The sequence below is a fragment of the Streptomyces sp. NPDC021225 genome, from assembly GCF_044332865.1.
Taxonomy (GTDB): domain Bacteria; phylum Actinomycetota; class Actinomycetes; order Streptomycetales; family Streptomycetaceae; genus Streptomyces.
Genome location: NZ_JBIRPV010000012.1, coordinates 1 through 17,329 on the forward strand (window position 1 = coordinate 1; position 17,329 = coordinate 17,329).

15 protein-coding genes and 2 pseudogenes are annotated in these 17,329 nt (G+C 71.2%); 6 read left to right on the plus strand and 11 right to left on the minus strand.

Annotated elements, in window-relative coordinates:
- Positions 1–323: pseudogene (locus ACH4S9_RS36675) on the minus strand (DNA-directed RNA polymerase subunit alpha); the annotation flags it as partial.
- Between the two features lie 163 nt (positions 324–486).
- On the opposite strand from ACH4S9_RS36675, the gene ACH4S9_RS36680 reads away from it, so the two are divergent.
- A complete protein-coding gene (locus ACH4S9_RS36680; protein WP_311727027.1) occupies positions 487–708 on the plus strand; it encodes a hypothetical protein in 222 nt (73 codons plus the stop codon).
- A gap of 245 nt (positions 709–953) precedes the next feature.
- On the opposite strand, the gene ACH4S9_RS36685 is transcribed toward ACH4S9_RS36680, so the two are convergent.
- Positions 954–1,484, minus strand: a complete 531-nt coding sequence (locus ACH4S9_RS36685; RefSeq protein ID WP_398375940.1) for a DUF6928 family protein — start codon at positions 1,482–1,484, stop codon at positions 954–956.
- A 180-nt stretch (positions 1,485–1,664) separates the two neighbouring features.
- Here ACH4S9_RS36685 and ACH4S9_RS36690 point away from each other — a divergent pair, with 180 nt between their 5' ends.
- Positions 1,665–2,225: a hypothetical protein gene (locus tag ACH4S9_RS36690; RefSeq protein WP_311727025.1), complete on the plus strand. Its 561-nt coding sequence runs from the start codon at positions 1,665–1,667 to the stop codon at positions 2,223–2,225.
- 42 nt (positions 2,226–2,267) lie between these two features.
- Here ACH4S9_RS36690 and ACH4S9_RS36695 read toward each other — a convergent pair whose 3' ends face one another.
- Positions 2,268–2,609, minus strand: coding sequence for a VOC family protein (locus ACH4S9_RS36695; protein ID WP_398375943.1), 342 nt, complete (start codon positions 2,607–2,609; stop codon positions 2,268–2,270).
- A gap of 26 nt (positions 2,610–2,635) precedes the next feature.
- Between ACH4S9_RS36695 and ACH4S9_RS36700 the strand changes: the two are divergent.
- Positions 2,636–3,085: pseudogene (locus tag ACH4S9_RS36700) on the plus strand (aldo/keto reductase); the annotation flags it as partial.
- Between the two features lie 722 nt (positions 3,086–3,807).
- Here the strand turns inward: ACH4S9_RS36700 and ACH4S9_RS36705 are convergent.
- The 4 genes from ACH4S9_RS36705 to ACH4S9_RS36720 all read right to left on the minus strand — a co-directional run bounded on the left by ACH4S9_RS36705 (position 3,808) and on the right by ACH4S9_RS36720 (position 7,151).
- Positions 3,808–4,815, minus strand: a complete 1,008-nt coding sequence (locus ACH4S9_RS36705) for a DMT family transporter (RefSeq protein WP_398375944.1) — start codon at positions 4,813–4,815, stop codon at positions 3,808–3,810.
- A gap of 8 nt (positions 4,816–4,823) precedes the next feature.
- The gene (locus ACH4S9_RS36710; RefSeq protein ID WP_311727020.1) at positions 4,824–5,432 is read right to left on the minus strand and encodes a TetR/AcrR family transcriptional regulator; all 609 of its coding nucleotides are present in this window, start codon (positions 5,430–5,432) and stop codon (positions 4,824–4,826) included.
- 260 nt (positions 5,433–5,692) lie between these two features.
- Entirely contained in the window at positions 5,693–6,133 is a 441-nt protein-coding gene (locus tag ACH4S9_RS36715) for a PaaI family thioesterase (protein WP_385349096.1), read from the minus strand.
- Positions 6,134–6,194: 61 nt separating this feature from the next.
- Positions 6,195–7,151: an SMP-30/gluconolactonase/LRE family protein gene (locus ACH4S9_RS36720; protein ID WP_398375947.1), complete on the minus strand. Its 957-nt coding sequence runs from the start codon at positions 7,149–7,151 to the stop codon at positions 6,195–6,197.
- 292 nt (positions 7,152–7,443) lie between these two features.
- Here ACH4S9_RS36720 and ACH4S9_RS36725 point away from each other — a divergent pair, with 292 nt between their 5' ends.
- On the plus strand, positions 7,444–8,508 hold the full coding sequence (locus tag ACH4S9_RS36725; RefSeq protein ID WP_311727015.1) for a LacI family DNA-binding transcriptional regulator: 1,065 nt from the start codon (positions 7,444–7,446) through the stop codon (positions 8,506–8,508).
- On the opposite strand, the gene ACH4S9_RS36730 is transcribed toward ACH4S9_RS36725, so the two are convergent.
- From ACH4S9_RS36730 to ACH4S9_RS36745, 4 genes are read right to left on the minus strand one after another with little or no spacing between them, the layout of a single operon-like run.
- On the minus strand, positions 8,471–9,877 hold the full coding sequence (locus ACH4S9_RS36730) for a glycoside hydrolase family 32 protein (protein ID WP_385349089.1): 1,407 nt from the start codon (positions 9,875–9,877) through the stop codon (positions 8,471–8,473). The genes ACH4S9_RS36725 and ACH4S9_RS36730 overlap by 38 nt on opposite strands.
- A complete protein-coding gene (locus ACH4S9_RS36735; protein ID WP_311727013.1) occupies positions 9,874–10,728 on the minus strand; it encodes a carbohydrate ABC transporter permease in 855 nt (284 codons plus the stop codon). Before ACH4S9_RS36735 ends, ACH4S9_RS36730 begins: the two co-directional genes overlap by 4 nt.
- A gap of 14 nt (positions 10,729–10,742) precedes the next feature.
- Positions 10,743–11,744 (minus strand): carbohydrate ABC transporter permease, encoded by a 1,002-nt coding sequence (locus tag ACH4S9_RS36740; protein ID WP_398375948.1) that lies wholly within the window; start codon positions 11,742–11,744, stop codon positions 10,743–10,745.
- Positions 11,741–13,150, minus strand: coding sequence for an extracellular solute-binding protein (locus tag ACH4S9_RS36745; protein ID WP_385349084.1), 1,410 nt, complete (start codon positions 13,148–13,150; stop codon positions 11,741–11,743). The genes ACH4S9_RS36740 and ACH4S9_RS36745 overlap by 4 nt, the downstream gene beginning before the upstream one ends.
- Before the next feature lie 165 nt (positions 13,151–13,315).
- Between ACH4S9_RS36745 and ACH4S9_RS36750 the strand changes: the two genes are divergently transcribed.
- Entirely contained in the window at positions 13,316–14,932 is a 1,617-nt protein-coding gene (locus ACH4S9_RS36750; protein WP_398375951.1) for a glycoside hydrolase family 32 protein, read from the plus strand.
- Between the two features lie 252 nt (positions 14,933–15,184).
- The gene (locus ACH4S9_RS36755; RefSeq protein WP_398375953.1) at positions 15,185–16,717 is read left to right on the plus strand and encodes an FAD-binding oxidoreductase; all 1,533 of its coding nucleotides are present in this window, start codon (positions 15,185–15,187) and stop codon (positions 16,715–16,717) included.
- The last annotated feature ends 612 nt before the right edge of the window (positions 16,718–17,329 follow it).

The following is a 17,329-nucleotide window of genomic DNA, read 5'->3' on the forward strand; positions in this document are numbered from 1 at the left end:
GCGGCGGTGACCAGACCCGGGCCCTGCTTGCGCAGGTACATCACGACCGGCTCGTCGTGCTCCGAGGAGACGACCAGCTGCTTGATGTTGAGGATGAGGTCGGTGATGTCCTCCTTGACGCCCGGCACGGTGGTGAACTCGTGCAGGACCCCGTCGATCCGGATGCTGGTGACAGCAGCGCCGGGGATCGACGACAGGAGGGTGCGACGGAGGGAGTTGCCGAGGGTGTAGCCGAAGCCCGGCTCCAGCGGCTCGATCAGGAATCGGGAACGGAACTCGTCGACGACCTCTTCGGTCAGTGACGGACGCTGAGCAATCAGCACGAGGTATTGCCTCCAGTGTTTTGCGCCCGCTATGTGACGCCGTAGACACCACGAACGGTACGGGTGTCTGCTGGCCGGTCGGCAGGCTCAGCTCTTGCTGGAGTGGAGTCCAACGATCGACGAGGCAGCCACCAGCGCGGTTCGTAGGCGCATACTAGGGGCAATGACAAAGCCTGCTGCACCGAAGCGTCATTTGCCCACCAGCCCCTTCAAGGCCCCGGTCACGCCGGCCCCCAAGCACTTCGCCGTGGGCGACCAGGTCACACACGACATGTACGGCCTCGGCCGAGTGATCGGCATCGAGGATGGAATCGCGGCGCTCGTGGATTTTGGCTCGGAGCGAATGCGAATCCTGAGCCCGTACGCCAAGATGACCAAGTTGTAGGACCGCTGTGCCCGGCCACGGCACGCCAGGCCCCTTCAGGGACCTGTAACGAAAGCGAGACCTCTCATCGAACTGACGTCGCTGTTCTCCGCCCTGGAAGGGCAACCCCGCGGTACCACTCCGGCATCGCCGCCTCCTGCGACAAACCCCTTCCAGGCCCCGGACTTCGGGGAAGACGAGACCTTCCTGCCTGAGGAGGTACAGGAGCCCGCCCCGGGCATGCGCGCGGCGCGGACGAAGGCTGCTTAGCTCCCACGTGTGCGGTGGGCGGAGCCAGGCCCGTTCGGGTCCCGGACTCGGAAGCCGTGGAGTTCGATGCCGTCCGCGTCGACGTCGTCAGGTTCGGGACGGCCTTCCTGAATGAACCCGCAGAGCGCGCGCAGCGCGTCCTCACCAAGTTCCAGGGGATGGAAGGGCAGCGGATACGGCTCGTCGTCCTCGTCCGGCCAGGGGACGACGTCCGCCGGGCGCTCCCCGGCCCAGTAGGGAAGCTCGAAGGGGAACGGCTCCCCGATGTTCTCGATGATCCCGTCGTCCGGCGACAGGCTCAGGGAGCGGATGAGGCGTCCGTCGTCCCACACGGCGAACGCGAACCAGTCGACCACACTGTGCATCGCATGCAAGATCAACCGTCGTCCCGCGCTCGCGGCGACCAGATGCTCAGGGAGCCGCGACGGGGAATCGATCATCACACTCCGGTCGCAGACGATCTCGACCCCGGGCCAGCTCGCCGCGCAGGCCGTGCCGTCCCACCCGCCGCAACAGGCTCGGCGCATCTCCCTCGGCAAAGACGAGCAGACCGGTCTTGGCCCCCAAGGCCCCTCCCCACGGCAGCAACACTCAACAGTCGTCGCACCGTATCCGCCGGCTCCGACATCGAAGCCCCACGCAGGTCCTGACGCCGAACAGCTCTCCGCCGACCGCGCGGTACGGTCCGGTCTCGATCACGTCTGGCTATGCGGGTGGAGGCGCCGTCGATGCGTCCTGCGGGTGTCGTTCTGGAGGAATCCGAGCGGTCGCAGTGGAACTTCACGCCCTTCGTGGGTGTCGGTCCGCTGCGGTTCGGGATGGACCACGACGAGGTGGTTGCCGCGCTGGGCGTGGATCACGCCTCTGTCTCGGTTCCCGGTCGCTGGGCAACGTTCCACCTCCCGACCTCGCGCGGGGCGGCCCTCACGGCGTACTACGCGGACGGCCGCCGCCTCCACGGCATCGCCGTCGACGCTCTCCATGGCCCTCAGGTCACCATGGACGGCTTGCAGTTGGTCGGGCAGGTGCCGTCAAAGCTGGCGGTCCTCTTCGTCGACTACGTGGTGTCCCAGGGATTGAGGGAGGACGTGACTTGGTCCCAGGAGGGCGATCCCGGGGCGGATGAACTCGGGCTCGTGCTGCGCGCGCAGCGTGCCGGAGACATCCTGCTCACGCGTCCGGTCTTCGTGGCTCGTGAGTGGGCCAATCGCGCCTCGGACAACTGGGAAGGGCCCATTCCGCAGGAGGAGTGGCGAGTGCACGCGTGACATGAGGCCGAGTGGCCATCACTCGCGCGTCGGCCTCGGATTTCAGCGGGTCCAGGAGCGGGAGCAGAGGACGAGGCGGTAGCCGTCGGGGTCCGCGACGGTCACGCCGTGCTCGCCCCAGTACGGGTTGTGGGCGGTCACGCGGGTGCCGCCGGTGGCGAGCAGGCGGTTCACGAGATCCTCGTCGACGGGTTCTCCCAGGTAGACGACGAAGAGATCGTCGACGGTCGGGCTGGGTTCGAGAGGCTGCTCGGGGTCGTGAGTGAGTTCGAAGTGCCAGACTCCGTCGCGCGGGCCGAGCATGAGCAGGTCGTGCTTGCCCGGCGTGTGCTCGGTGGTGCGCCAGAGGACGTCGAGGCCGAGACCTTCGACGTAGAAGCGCATGGCGGCAGCGAGATCCCGGGACGGGTCCGCCGCACGACGAGTCCGCCGCCGAGCGCTTCGAGGCGCTCGCCGCGTTGCGTGAGGAGGGTTTGATCCGCCACCTCGGCCTGAGCAACGTCGACGCCGACCACCTCGCCCAGGCCCGTGAGATCGCCCCCGTCGCGGCCGTACAGAACCACTTCCACGCCGCCAAGCGCGACGATGCGCGGCTGATGGCCGTCTGCGAGGAGGCGGGCATCGCCTACGTGCCGTTCTTCCCCCTCGGCGGCGGCGTGAGCGACCTCACCGGTGACCGCATGGCCGAGGTCGCGGCCCGGCACGGCGCGACGGTCCCGCAGATCGCCCTGGCCTGGCTGCTCGCCTCCTCGCCCGTCACCCTGGCCATCCCCGGCACCGGCTCCCCGGCCCACCTGGAGGAGAACATCGCCGCCGGGTCGATTGCCCTCACCCGTGAGGATCTCTCCGAACTCGCCTGACGCCGGGCGGCCGAGGCGGAGCCCGCGATGTTCGGGCAGGACGCCGGTGCCGTAGTGCTGGCCGTCACCCGTACGGCCGCCGGGCACGACGAGCTCGGTGAACCCGACGATCACACCGTCCGCCACCCTGACGGCGGCGGCTGTGTGCAGGAGGTCGCCCCGCTTCCCGACGGCCCGGGCCACCGCTCGCACCCGGTCCACATCCCAGGTCACCGTGGAGTAGTCGGCGTCGTCCGTCGGCATGTCGTCCATGGCTCGCCGCGAGGCCGTGAAGGTCTCCGCGAGCTCGTCGGGGACGGTGCCGTCCCACGACTCCAGCCGGTAGCCGGGGCGCGGCTGTCGGATGGTTTCACGGAGGGCGGCGATGTCCACCCGCGCCAGCGCGAGCCGCGTGAAGATCATGGTCTGGACCCCGCGAAAGCCCAGTGCCGAGAGGAACAGGTCGCCGGGTGTGTCCGCTTCGGCCTGGGCCGTGACGTGGCGTCGGCTTTCGGCGCGGGCGGTGGCTGGACACGGTGCGGTTGGGGTCGAGGTCGGTCAGCTCGGTGATACGAAGCGACAAGGTGTCTCCGTCGTGAGGAAGCAGCAGATGGCACAGGACGGGGTCGGGTGCTGACGGCTCCTGCTGCGCATGTGCTGCACACCTTCTTGTCGACGGCGCCGGTCCACAGGTGGGCGGCGCGGCGAAGCTATCCGCCGCGGCGCGCCGAGCGCAATGGATTTCACGGGTGCGCGTCGGCGGGCTCTCCCGGGGCCTGTCCCGGCTCGACGACCGCCGGCGCCGGCTCCGCTCGTGGCCGCCGACGAGCCGTCCCGGTCGGCTGGGTGAGTACGGCGAGACAGCCGACGACCAGGGCTACGCCGACCCACCCGAGCGCGGGCAGGCGCTCGCCGACGACCAGTACGGCCAGGACCGCCGCGACAGCGGGTTCCAGCAGCGAGAGTGTGGTGGCCGTGCTCGCCGGGACGTGCGCCAGGCCCCAGCCGAACAGGACGTAGCCGATGAACATGGGCACCAGGGCCATGTAGACGCCGACCGCCGCGTTCGACCAGGAGTCCAGGAGCGGGCCGCCCGTGGCCAGCAGCACCGGCAGGAGCAGCAGGCCGCCGATCCCGAAGACGGTCCCCATGGCCGCGCGGGAGGTGACGCCGCGGCTGATCAGGCGGTGGGCCGCCCAGGAGTACAGGGCGTAGGTGAAACCGGCCACCAGGCCCAGCGCCACTCCGAGCACGGTCGACCCCGCGGAGCGGGCCCCAGCGGCGGAGTGCGCCCCGGCCGCCTCGGCCGCGCACAGCAGCGCCGTCCCGGCGAGGCCCAGCGCGGCGCCGGTCATCCAGCGGCGCGTGAGGCGGCGTCCGTCCACGGCTCGCTCGATCACGGCCGAGGCGAGCGGGGCCGAGCCGATCGACACCACGGTGCCGGCGGCGACCCCGGCCAGGTGCATGGAGGTGTAGAACGCCAGCGGGTAGGTCCCCACCGCCAGCGCGCCGAGCAGCACCACGCCGCGCTGCGCGCGGAGCCCCGGCGCTTCCCGGGCGATACGGGGGCCGGCGATGAGGGCCTGGAGCAGTCCGCCGAGACCCATGGCGACGGCCCCGATGGCGAGCGGCCCCACGGCTGGGGCGAAGGTCGCGGCGGTGCCCGTGGTGCCCCACAGCACCGACGCCACGAGCACGCACAGCGACCCCGCGCCGGCCGAGCCGACCGCGTGTCCGGCGGGACGCGTCACAGCCCGCGTCACAGCCGGTCCAGCATGTCGGCCGCCATCGTCCGCGCACGCTCCAGACGCGTGCCGGCGCCCTCAAGGCCGGCCCGCGCCATCGCTCCTTCCAGGAGGAACGCCAGATGCTCCGCCACCACGCGAGCCTCCTCGGGACGGTCGGGCAGCAGTTCCCCGACGTGCCCGGCGAGCAGGGACTCGACTTCCTCCTTGTGCCGGCGCACCACGGCCCGCCCCTCGTCCTCGGCGGGCAGCTCGGCAGCCGCGTTCAGCAGGCCACACCCCCGAAAGCCGTGCTCGTAGGCGAAGGCGGCGTGATCGGCGTACGCGTCGAAGACGGCCAGCACGCCACCGCGCCCGTCCCGGACCCCTTCCAGGCGCCGCCGGTACAGGTCCAGCCACTCCTCGTGCCGCGCGTCGAGGTAGGCCATCACCAGGTCGGCCTTGGAGGAGAAGTTGTTGTACAGGCTCATCTTCGCCACGCCCGCCTCGGCGGTGATCGTGTCGATCCCCGTCGCCGAGACGCCGTCCGCGTAGAAGCGGCGCGCCGCGGCGGCCAGCAGCCGCTCGCGCGCGGTCCCCCGCCGTTTGCCGGAGCGCGCTGCCGCGGTATCGGTGTCGCCCATCACGTTCCCTTCTCACTCATTAGGTAGGTCAGTCTACCTAGTGAATGGGAAGGGTGCTCGCCCGAGGGCCGGACGGCTCAGGAGTCCTGGAGCGCGGCCAGGACGATCGGCAATGTGCGGGGGTTGCCGCAAGGCGACTACGAACACCAGGGTGCGGTCGATCCGGCCGTGGGCGTCCAGGGATGACGTCTCCCGCCGCCCAGCCCGCGGAGAGGTTCCAGTCAGTGACCAGGGGGCGGGCCCGCCGGGGCCCGCCCCCGTCAGGTCGCGTTCGGCGGCTCGGTCGGCGGCGTCACCGCGATCGTGCCCTGCGCCACGGCGCACAGGGTCTCGACCCCCGCGCCGTCCACCGTGGACAGGTCGCAGCGGCACACGACGCGGGTGCGGCCGGCCCGGACGACGCGCGCCTCGGCCCGCAGCAGCACTCCTTCGGCGGGCCGCAGATAGTCGATGGTGAACCCGGCGGTGATCAGCCGGGCCCCGGCCACCGTGCCCGCGGCGAAGGTCAGCGCGTTGTCGGCGGCGTAACCGAGTACCCCGCCGTGCAGAAATCCGTGCTGCTGGCGCAGGTCGTCGCGGATGTCCAGCTCAAGCGTCGCCGCGCCGTCGCCGAAGGCCACCAGACGGGTGCCGAGCAGATTGCTGAAGGGCTGGGCCGCCAGCACCTTCCGCGCGAGCGCCAAGTCCAGAACCTCGCTCATCTCCACACCCCTTGCGCCGCTTCACTGGCCGAGCGACCATCGCGCGCGCCCGTCACGTCTGTCAACCGATGGAGACGGCGACGCCGTTGAACGTCGTCTCCGGGGTCTGGGGGGAGGTGAAGCGGGCGTTGACCAGGTAGAGGCGGTCGCCCCAGCGGGCGACGGTGGTGGGGACGTCGAAGCGGGGGTCGGTGACCGTACGGCGCAGGGTGGCGGTGCGGGCCCTGAGGTCGAGGTCGAAGACGCTGATCAGGTTGAGCCGGTTCTGGACGACGTACAGGGAGCGGCCGATGCGCAGAAGACCGTCGCCGTTGGCCACGTCGGCCGCGCCGACCAGGGCGATCTCGGTGGCGTGCCCGTCGGCCAGGTCGACGTGGTAGAGCCGGCCGGGCGAGCTGCTGACGACGATCAGACCATGGGCGTCGGGGGTGCCGACGACACCGTTGGCGTTGTTGACGTTGGGCGTCTGCACCCAGTCGCCGACGAGCGGCAGGCGACGGACCGCCCCCTTGCGGCCGCGCGGTACGCCATAGAGGACGGCGTCGCGCGAGTCGGTGAACCAGGCGCGGTCGCCGAGCAGGATGACGTCGTTGATGAAGTGCCCGGTGGTGTCTGTCAGCTGGTAGGTGGTCACGAGACGGCCGGTGTGGGAGTCCACGACCCGCGCCGTCCCGCCACCGCCTCCGGAGACGTAGAGCAGACCGTCCTCGTCCAGCTTCAGCCCGACGGCCGCCGTGCCCGTGGCGCCCTCGTGGATGACGCGGCCCTCGCCGGTGCGCAGATCGGTGCGGTAGACGGCGCCGTTGGCGCGCGAGCCCATATAGGCATACGGCCTGCGGCCGATGGCGATCCCCTCGGGCATGAAGCCGTCGGGGAGCGGGAACTCGGCCGGCCACGCGGCGGCCGGGGCCGCGGTGGCGGCCTGTGCCGCCCCGGCGCCGGCCGCCATCGCGAACGCGGCGACAGCGGCACCGCCGAGAACGGCGCGCCGGGACGGCTGGGGGTGGTTCCGGGTCATGGTTCCGGACCTCCGTGAAGGGTGGGGTGGGGGCGGGAGCCTGGGGGAGCCTGGCGAGGTCAGCGAATCCCCGGCAACGGCATCGGCATCGGCAACTCACTGAACTCTGTGCACATGGCGCTTCTGCTTCCACGCGGTTTCAGGTCACCCTCATGCGTAACGGGCCGCCGCCCGCCGGGGTTCCTCGGGGCGAGATGTGGACGGATAGGCTGGAGTGATCGGGTGAATCGACCCGCACATCAACGCGGACATCGACGCGGACATCAACGGGGACAGAGGGCGGCCGAGGGTCATGGGCAGGGGCGAGGGCGAGCACGCCGACAAGCTCGGGCGGCCGACGTCACGTGACGTCGCCCGGCTCGCCGGGGTGTCCCATACCGCCGTCTCCTTCGTGTTCAACGACCGTGCCGCGGGAAACCTCTCGGCCGCCACCCAGGAGCGCATCCGCCAGGCCGCCGCCCGCCTCGGCTACCGCCCCGACCCCGTCGCGCGCGGGTTGCGGAGCCGCCGCACCGCCGTAATCGGGCTGGTCACGGACGAGATCGCCTCGTCGCCGTTCGCGGGGCGGCTGCTGCGCGGGGCCATGGAGACCGCCTGGGACAGCGGGCATCTCGTCCTCACCGTCGACTCCGGCGGCGACCCGGCCAAGGAGGACGCGGCGGTCGCCGAACTCCTCGACCGGCGGGTCGACGGCATCATCTACGCGACCATGTCGCTGCGCCGGGTCCGCGTCCCGGAGGGCCTGCACCGCACCCGCTCCGTCCTCGCCAACTGTCTGCCCGAGGACGACTCCCTGCCGGCCGTCATCCCCGCCGAGCGCGCCGGAGGCCGTACCGCGGCCCGGCTGCTGCTGGACGAGGGGCACCGCAGGGTCGCCATGGTCGGCGGCCAGGACGACATCGCGTCGGCCGAGCGGCTGCGCGGCTTCCGTGACGCCCTGCGGGCCAAGGGGATCATCGTCCCCAAGGAGTGGGTCCTGCGGACCGGGGGCGAGATCTCCGGCGGGTACGAGGGCGCGGCGCGGATCCTCGACGGGGTCCCCGCGGACCGCCGCCCCACCGGCGTCTTCTGCTACAACGACCGGGTCGCGGCGGGCGTCCTGCACGCCGCGGCCCGGCTCGGGCTCGCGGTCCCCGACGAGCTGTCGGTGGTCGGCTACGACGACCAGGAGCACATGGCCGAGTACCTCGCCCCGCCCCTCACCACGGTCGCGCTGCCGCACCGGGCCATGGGCGAGGCCGCCGCCCGGCTGCTGCTGGAGGCCCTCGACACCGGGCGGACACCGCTCGCCACCACCCGGCGCCTCGCCTGCACGGCGATCAGCCGGGCGTCGGTGGGACCAGCTCCCACCCCGTGACGGCGGCCGCGGACCCCGCCACGACGAGCTCGCGCACATCGCCCGGGCGCCGGTAGACGCGCTCGGTGACCGTGGCCCGGTCGTCGGCGAACAGCTCCAGCAGCGAGCCGTCGACGAGCACGCGCACCTCCCTCGCCGGCGCCCGCACCACGATGGGCGCCGACCCCCCGGGCCCGAGGCCGGGCGTCCGGGGCCAGTCACCGCGGTCCAGCGTCACGGTGCCCTGATCCGGGTCCAGCCGCACCGTCAGCTCCGCCCCCGAGGCGGACCGCAGCAGACTCACGGTCGTCAGGCCGCGGGCGGTGACGGTCAGGTCGTACGCGTCCGGGAGCGGAGCCCGGCCCGGTGCGGTGACGAAGGGTTCGGGCGCGCGGAGCAGTTCGAGCTCCGGGGCCGGTACGACGCGCAGCGCGCCGTCCGGGTGTACGTCGACGACCCTCGGCGCGGTGAGGACACCGGCCCACCCGGCGCGCTCGATCTCGCTCCGCTCACGGGCCTCCCAGGACCAGCCCCACATCAGGGCCCGGTCCGCCTCCTCGAGCACGGCGGGTGCGTAGAAGTCCCGGCCGTGGTCGAGCCGTCCGCCGGTGCGCGCCTCGAAGCGCACATCGCCCTGGTCGTCCGTGTGCAGCCGGCCCGTCAGATAGCCGGTGGCGCGCGGCTCCTTGTCCCACAACGACACCACCAGCACCCGGTCCCCGCCCGCCGTGGCGTACAGCTGCGGACACTCCCAGCCGGCCGCCCGGTCTCCGAACGCCTCCGCCGCGACGGGGTCGCCGCCGTCGAGGAGCACACCGGCGAACCGCCAGTCGGCCAGGTCCTGGCAGTCGTAGAGCAGCACGGACGGGGTTCCGTCGGCGTGGCCCGCGCCGACCAGCGCCCACCGCCGCCCGCCCCACCGGAACACGAACGGGTCGCGGAACATCACCACGTCCAGGCCGGGGGGCGGTCCGGTCACCACCGGTGTGGGCAGCGGCTTCCAGTCGGCCAGCGCCTCGTCGTCCGGGTCGGCAGCCCGCGCCAGGCAGATCGCGCCCAGGCCGGTGTGGTGGCGGTCGACGCCGGTGTACACGGCCGTGGGCACACCGTCGTCGTCGACCACGCACCCGGACCAGCAGCCCGCCTCATCCGGCCCGCCGGGCGTCGGGGCGAGCGCGATCGGATGGTGCTCCCAGCGGACCAGGTCGGGGCTGGAGACATGGCCCCAGTGGACGTTGGCGTGGACCGGGGCGTCCGGGTTGTGCTGGTAGAAGAGGTGATGGCGGCCCCGCCAGCGGAAGGGACCGTTCGGGTCGTTGATCCAGTTGGCGGGCGGGCGGACCCGGAAGCGCGGCGCGCCGGGGTCGGGGGACTGAGCGGCGGGGCTCAACGGTTGACTCCTGCGGAGGTGATGCCCTCGCGGAGAGGGCGCTGGCCGACGACGAACACGGCGACGGCGGGGAGCATGGAGAGGACGACACCGGCGAGCACCACCGAGACGGAGCCGGTGCCGAGGTTGCCCTGGAGCGAGACCAGGCCGAGCGGCAGGGTGTAGTTCTGGCCGGAGGTCTCCAGGATCAGCGGCCGGAAGAACTCGTTCCAGTGGTAGTTGAAGGCCAGCACGCCGACGATCGCCAGGCCGGGGGCGGCCAGCGGTGCGTACACCGAGCGGAAGATCCGCCACGGGCCGCAGCCGTCCAGCATCGCGGCCTCGCCCAGGTCCTTCGGCATCCCCAGGAAGTACTGCCGCATCAGGAAGGTCCCGAAGGCGGTCGGGAAGGCCGGAATGATCAGGCCGAGGAGAGTGTCGGTCAGGCCCATCGACTTCAGCACCAGGAACACCGGCACGATGGTGACCTGGAGCGGCACCATCATGGTCGCCAGCACCAGGCCGAACAGCGGCTTCTTGAAGCGGAATTCCAGGCGCGCGAACGCGTATCCCGCCAGGCCGGCCGTGATCATCTGGCCCACCGCGATCAGCGCCGTCACCAGCGTCGAGTTGAGGGCGACCAGCCATACGTCGATCTGGTCGAAGACCCCGCGGTACGACTCCGTGGTCGGGTGCGTCGGGATGATCTTCGGCGGCAGGTCGAAGGACTCGGCCGGGGTGCGCAGCGAGGTGGAGACGGTCCAGATGACCGGCCCGAGGGTCAGCAGCGCGCAGACCGCCAGCCCGGCGATCCGGGCCCAGGGCGCGGCCGCGTACCGGGCGCGGCTGAGGGACAGGGTTGCTTGGCTCATGGGGCTCACCCGGCTCACTGGTAGTGGACGAAACGCCGGCTGAGCCGGAACTGGAGGGCCGTGACCGCCATGATCAGTACGAACAGCAGCACGCCCACCGCGGACGCCGGGCCGAAGCGGAGCTGCTCGAACGCGGTCTCGTAGATGACCATCACGACGGTGCGGGTGGAGTCGCCGGGCCCGCCGTCGGTGAGCACGTACGGCTGCTCGAAGACCTGAAGCGCGTTGATGATGCCGACCACCGACGCGACCAGCAGCGTGGGCGACAGCAGCGGCAGCGTGACGGCGAGGTGCTTGCGCAACCCGGTCGCGCCGTCGAGCGAGGCGGCCTCGTGGATCTCCTTGGGGATGTTGTTCAGACCGCCGACGAACAGCAGGAACGAGAATCCGAACTGCTGCCAGACGTAGACCAGGATCACCGTGGCCATCGCCCCGTTCTCCGACGTCAGCCATGGCACCGGGGCGATCCCGACCAGCCCGAGCAGCCAGTTCACGACGCCGAAGTCCTGGTTGAAGAGGTACTTCATCACCACCGAGATCGACGCGGCGGACAGCACCAGCGGGAAGAAGAAGGCCGACCGGAACACCGAGCGGAGCCACATGGGCATCCGCCCGTTCACCGCCAGCGCCAGCGCCAGCGCGATGAGCAGCTGGAGCGCGACCGCGAGCACCATGAACACGAGGGTGTTGCGGAAGGAGACCAGCACGGTCGAATCGCTGAACACCTCGCGGTAGTTGGCGGTCCCGGCGAAGCTCGGGTCGTCGATCACGTTCCAGTGGAAGAGGCTGAGGACGACCGAGCCGGCGATCGGTACGACCGTGAAGACCACGATCCCGACGATCGTGGGCGCCAGGAACAGCGCCGCGAGCAGCCGGGTGGAACGGTTGCGGGCGGAGGGCCGCGAGGGGTCGGCGGCCGGCGTCGCCCGCCGCTTTCGTACGCGCGGGGCCTGCGTGTTCGCCTGGGTGTCCGCCTGCGTGTTCGCCTGCGTGTTCGCCTGCGTGTTTGTCGTCATACGTCACGCTCCATGGCCTTCTCCAGGTCGCCCTGCATCCGGCGCAGCGCGGGGCCCACCGCGCCCCGCGAGGCCAGGGCGGTGCCGGTGTGCTTGAGCAGCACCTGCTCGACCTCGGCGACCTGCGGCGGCGCGGGGATCGGCCCGGTGTCGGGGAACTTGTCGAGGGTGTCGTAGAAGACCTGCCAGTGGTTCGGGCCGGTCTCCCGGTAGCGGGCGGGGGTGAGCATCGAACGGCGGGCCGGGGTGGTCTGGTTGGTCTTGAACAGCCGCATCAGGGTGTCCCTGCGGGCGGCGTACTTGATGAACTCCCAGGCCTCGTCCGGCTTCTTCGAGGTGCGCAGCAGCGCGTAGCCGGCGGCGCCGAACTGCATGCGCTGGGTGCGCCAGCGCGGGAAGTACTGCACGTCGTAGTCCGTCGCCTCCATGCCCGCGAGATGCAGACCGCCCGCCCAGAAGCCGCCCGCGGGCGTGACGCCGACCCGGCCGGTGGAGAAGACGCCGACGAGGTTCTGGCCGTTGCCGCCCTCGGGGCGGGTGCACAGGTCCTCCTGGATGAGGGAGGCGAGATAGTCGTACGCCTCCTCCACGCGGGCGTCGGTGGCCTGCGGGGTCGTCCACCGGAAACCACCCCCGCGCCCGCGCCGGGCGGCGGCCGGATAGAAGGAGTCCCACAGCCAGGCCCCGCCCGGCGCCTTGGACTCGGCGAGCAGATTGGTGCCGTTCGCGAACAGCCAGGGCACCACGCCGCCCCACAGCCGGTTGGTCCAGAAGTACGGCGTGAACCGGGAGCCGCTCGCCTTCTTCATGTCCCGCAGCAGCGCGGTGAAGTCGTCGCGGGTCCAGTCGGCCGCCGGGAAGCTCGCGCCCGCCCGCTTCAGCACCTGGTTGTTGAGGTACATGTCGGCCGCGTTGAACTCGACCGGCAGCTGGTAGAGGCTCCCCTCGTACATCATCGACTCCACCAGCGAGGGATGGACGTCGGCGAAGTACTCGCGCAGCTCCTCGGCGTCCCGCCGCACCCAGCGGTCCAGGGGGACCCCGAGGCGCCGCGCGAACAACTGGACGCCCTCGGTGGCGACGTAGACGAGGTCGGGGGCGGTGCCCGCCGCGATCTGGGTGAGGATCTTCGCGAAGAAGTCGGACCAGTCGACGGCCTGCACCGCGTTGATGCGCAGCTTGATGTCGGGGTGCTCTTTCCGGAAGCCCTCGGTGAGCGTGCGGATGGCCTCCGGTCCGTAGGCGGGGCCGAGGGTGGCGACGACGAGGGAGCCGTCGTTCCGGCCGGGGATGTCGGCGCCGGTGAGGCGGTCCCAGCTTGCCGCGACGCCGCCGAGAGCGGCGGCCGCGGCGCCGTACGCCCCGTACCGCATGAGGCCGCGGCGGGAGATGAGCGAGTCGGTCATCGGCGAGCCTAACTCGTGTTAGGAGGAAGTGACTCCCCGATGATGAGAACCCTGTTACGGGGCTGTCAAGGCGCAGGAGAGGGTTGACCTTTAACGAGTTAGGTCTAAAGTTCCGGACCACTGAGCCGCAGTCCCGACGACGGAGTCGGGGAAGGGAGGCGCACCATGCGCCGAATATCGGGCACATCCGGCAGCCGTGGCCCGTCCAGGAGGTCGCTGTTCCTCGCCTCGGCCGTGGGCGCGGCCGGCGCGTTGCTGCCCGTCACGGCGAGACCTGCGGCGGCAAAGCCCGGGGCGGCGAAGCCGGGGGCGGCGAAGCCCGGGGCCGCGTCCGCGTGCCCGGGCAGCTACCGCGCCGGGTACCACTTCACCGTCCCCGACCAGTGGATGAACGACCCGCAGCGGCCGATCTGGATCGACGGCGAGTACCACTACTACTACCTGTACAACCCCGACTACTCGACGGGTGGCACGACCGCGGGCACCACCTGGCGCCTGGCCACCAGCACCGACCTGGTCTCCTTCACCGACCGCGGCATCGCCGTGCCGAAGGACACCACCCCCAATGGCGACGTCTGGTCCGGTTCGGCGGTGGTCGACACGGACAACACGGCGGGCTTCGGCCCGGGCGCGGTGATCGCCCTGGCCACCATGTCACCCGACGACAACGCCAACACCCAGGCGCAGTACCTGTTCTACTCCACGGACGGCGGCCGTACGTTCACCAACCACGGCACCGACCCGGTCCTGCCCAACCCCGGGGTCCGGGACTTCCGCGACCCCAAGGTGATCCGCGACGAGGAGCGCGGCCGGTGGGTGATGGCGCTCGCCGAGAACAACAAGGTGGGCTTCTACCACTCCACCGACCTGAAGTCGTGGACTTACGTCAGCGGGTTCATCAAGGACGGCATCGGCGTCCTCGAATGCCCCGACCTGTTCCGGATCACCGCCGAGAACGGGACCCGGACGTGGGTGCTGGGGGTGAGCGCCAACGGCAAGGGCTCCGGGCTGCCGAGCACCTACGCGTACTGGACCGGCTCCTTCGACGGCACCACCTTCACGGCCGATGCCCCCGACCCGCAGTGGCTGGACCACGGCTGGGACTGGTACGCGGCCGTCACCTTCGAGAAGCGGGACGCGAACGGCACCCTCGACCCGGCCGCGCGCTACGCGATCGGCTGGCTGAACCACTGGGACTACGCCAACACCACGCCCACCATCGACTGCGACGGCTTCAACGGCACCGACTCGATCGTCCGCGAGATCACCCTCAAGCGCGCCGCGAGCGGCACGTACTACCTCGCCTCCCAGCCCATCGCGGCCCTCGACGACCAGGTCTCCCGCACGGTGAACCTCGGCGACCTGGAGGTCGACGGCCGGCGGGTGCTGGACTACACCGGCACCGCCTATGAGCTGACGACCGAGATCGCCTGGGACCAGCTCACCGGCGCGGGGCTCCAGTTGCGCCGCTCCGCGGACGGCGTCCGCCACATCGACGCCGGGATCTATCGCGACTACGCCTTCGTCAACCGCGGGTACGCGGTGAGCCCGGACTCCTCCGGCCGGTGGCGGGAGAGCCGCACCCCCTTCGACCCATCCTCGCGGATGGTCCGGCTGCGGATCCTGATCGACCGCACCTCCGTGGAGATGTTCATCGACGACGGCCGGTACGTCCACTCCTCCGAGGCCTTCCCGGACCCTGCCGACACCGGGATCGCGCTGTTCACGATCGACGGCGGCGCGGTGTTCAGGAACACCGTGATCCGCGAGTTCAGGCTCTGATCCACGGCGAACAGGCGAGCGTCGGGCAGGCCACTCGGACTCGGCTATCAGGCGGTGCGTCAGGCACGCTTTCGAGTGGCCGGCTCGCGGGCGGTCCATGACAAACGGCCAGGTCGGTGAACGATCGGTGGATCAGTCGATCCCGAGGCAATCGAGCCTCCGACCGTTTCGCGAAGGCAGGCCACAGTGATCAGCAGGCGGAACGCATTGCGGACAGGCACCCTGGGTGCCCTCGGCGCCGGGGCCGTGGCCATGACGGCGCCGACCGACGCGGCCGCCGCCGCGGTGACCGAGCCGGCGGAGCGGGTCAGCCGCCAGGACTGGAAGCGACTGGCCGCGTCGCTCTCCCCCGGTGCCACCCTCTACCGGCCCGCGAACTCCGGCTACCCTCCGCTCGCGATCCCGTTCAACCACCGGTACGCCGGGACCCACCCCGCCGGCATCGTCGCCTGCGCCACCACGAAGGACGTATGCTCGGCGATCCGCTGGGCCCGCGCGGTGGGGCTGCCCGCAGTGCCGCGCTCCGGTCTCGGCCACAACTACGCGGGCTACTCCACCACCACGGGCCTGCTGCTCAATATGAGCCGGATGAGGAACATCGTCACCACGCCGCGGCGGAGTGCCGCCCGCTCCCGGGCATACGGGCCGATCAAGGTCGCCCACGGCGCGGGCACCGTCACCGTCGGGGCCGGGGTCACCAACGGCGATCTGCATCCGCTGCTCGAGGACCAGGGCATCTTCGTGCCGACCGGCCGCTGCCCCTCGGTCGGGGTCGCCGGTCTCGTGCTGGGCGGCGGGATCGGCTTCAGCGACAAGATGTTCGGCCTGACCTGCGACCGGCTGGTCGCCACGACCGTCGTACTCGCCGACGGCCGGGTGGTCGAGGCCGGTGAGGACTCGGAGTCCGATCTGTTCTGGGCCTGCCGGGGCGGCGCGGGCAACAACTTCGGCGTGCACACCTCGTTCACGTTCCAGTACGAGCGGTTCCAGGGCGATGTGGGGTTCTACCGGCTCAGCTGGAGCCTGGACTCCGTACTGCCGGTGATGGCGACCGCCCAGCGGATCGCCCAGGAGACCGAGGACGACAAGCGATTCCACCTCCGCCTCGGCATCGGCACCCGCGGGCGCACCCGGAAGCAGATCCGCACGAACGCCAACGTCAACGCGATCGGCCAGTACTACGGAACCCTCGATGAACTGCGGGCCGTCCTCGCCCCGCTCCTCGCCATCGGCACCCCGGAGGAACGAGCCCGGAACTGCGCCGCCGTCCGCGAGGTCACCCCGGCTGAGGCGAGCACGCTGCTCAGCGCCACCACTCCGGTGGAGAATTTCGCCGCCAAGTCAGCGGTCCTGAACTCCCGGACGCTCCTCACCGACCAGCAGGTCGGCGCCGCGGCCGAGCGGCTGCTCGACTGGCCGGGCAGCGGCAACCCGGACGGGGCCGGGTTCGCGATGTTCGCACTCGGCGGGGAGATCAACCGCGTACCGCGCCGGGCGACCGCATTCGTGCACCGCGACGGCCTGTTCATCCTGGCCGCCGAGACCTCCTGGGCGGACTACGACTCCCCCGAGGTCGCCGCCGCGAACCAGCACTGGCTCCAGGAGTTCTACGCCGCCATCTTCGACGGGGCGCCCCCTGCGCACTCCTACCAGAACTTTCCCGATCCGAAGCTGAGGGACTGGCGGGAGGCCTACTACGGCGTCAACTACCCGCGGTTGGTCCGCGTGAAGCGGAGGTACGACCCGACCGACTTCTTCCGCTACCCCCAGGCAATCGGCTCCTGAGTGCTCCCGTGCCACCACCAGGCCGGGCCCCCGCCAGGCCGGGCCCGGGGGACAGGCCAGGTCTGACCGGGAGGGGTCCCCGCACGCCCGTGCCAGCCTCTGCCGCATGAAACGCTGGAAGTCCGCGATCGGGCTCGTCATCTGCCTTGGTGTGACAAGGGCGGTTCGGCATCGGGGCCCTTCACCCGGCCCGTGGAATTCATGAAGATGCGCGCACAGCGGCTGCCCGCCCGGGATCACGGCGATTACGTCCCGGCGCATGGATTCAACCTTGCCGATGCGTCCACCACCGACCTGCCAGAAGCCGATTTCGTCACAGGCCGGTACACAGCGCTGCCCTTCGCGCTGGGCCTGCGGGTCAGGGACTGTGTCCAGGCCGTGGCTGACAAGCGCGACGGCGCACGGCCCGTGTGGTTCTACGGGCTGAGCGACCGCTCCTGGGCCTGCGTGATGCCCGGTTTGGTCTCACGGTCACGCCAAAAGGACAGCGGGTATGGCTGGATGATCCGGCCGACTCCTGGGCCGTATGAGCAGCACCCCCCGGCCATCACGGCCCCCGGGGCGGGGGCGGGCCGCTCTGCGGCCGTAGCGCCCGCGGACGCTACGGCACCA

Coding starts and splice junctions, on each gene's coding strand:
- ACH4S9_RS36680 (WP_311727027.1), top strand. CDS start 487: ATGACAAAGCCTGCTGCACCGAAGCGTCATTTGCCCACCAGCCCCTTC.
- ACH4S9_RS36685 (WP_398375940.1), bottom strand. CDS start 1,484: ATGCGCCGAGCCTGTTGCGGCGGGTGGGACGGCACGGCCTGCGCGGCG.
- ACH4S9_RS36690 (WP_311727025.1), top strand. CDS start 1,665: ATGCGGGTGGAGGCGCCGTCGATGCGTCCTGCGGGTGTCGTTCTGGAG.
- ACH4S9_RS36695 (WP_398375943.1), bottom strand. CDS start 2,609: ATGCGCTTCTACGTCGAAGGTCTCGGCCTCGACGTCCTCTGGCGCACC.
- ACH4S9_RS36710 (WP_311727020.1), bottom strand. CDS start 5,432: ATGGGCGACACCGATACCGCGGCAGCGCGCTCCGGCAAACGGCGGGGG.
- ACH4S9_RS36715 (WP_385349096.1), bottom strand. CDS start 6,133: ATGAGCGAGGTTCTGGACTTGGCGCTCGCGCGGAAGGTGCTGGCGGCC.
- ACH4S9_RS36720 (WP_398375947.1), bottom strand. CDS start 7,151: ATGACCCGGAACCACCCCCAGCCGTCCCGGCGCGCCGTTCTCGGCGGT.
- ACH4S9_RS36725 (WP_311727015.1), top strand. CDS start 7,444: ATGGGCAGGGGCGAGGGCGAGCACGCCGACAAGCTCGGGCGGCCGACG.
- ACH4S9_RS36735 (WP_311727013.1), bottom strand. CDS start 10,728: ATGAGCCAAGCAACCCTGTCCCTCAGCCGCGCCCGGTACGCGGCCGCG.
- ACH4S9_RS36740 (WP_398375948.1), bottom strand. CDS start 11,744: ATGACGACAAACACGCAGGCGAACACGCAGGCGAACACGCAGGCGGAC.
- ACH4S9_RS36745 (WP_385349084.1), bottom strand. CDS start 13,150: ATGACCGACTCGCTCATCTCCCGCCGCGGCCTCATGCGGTACGGGGCG.
- ACH4S9_RS36750 (WP_398375951.1), top strand. CDS start 13,316: ATGCGCCGAATATCGGGCACATCCGGCAGCCGTGGCCCGTCCAGGAGG.
- ACH4S9_RS36755 (WP_398375953.1), top strand. CDS start 15,185: ATGACGGCGCCGACCGACGCGGCCGCCGCCGCGGTGACCGAGCCGGCG.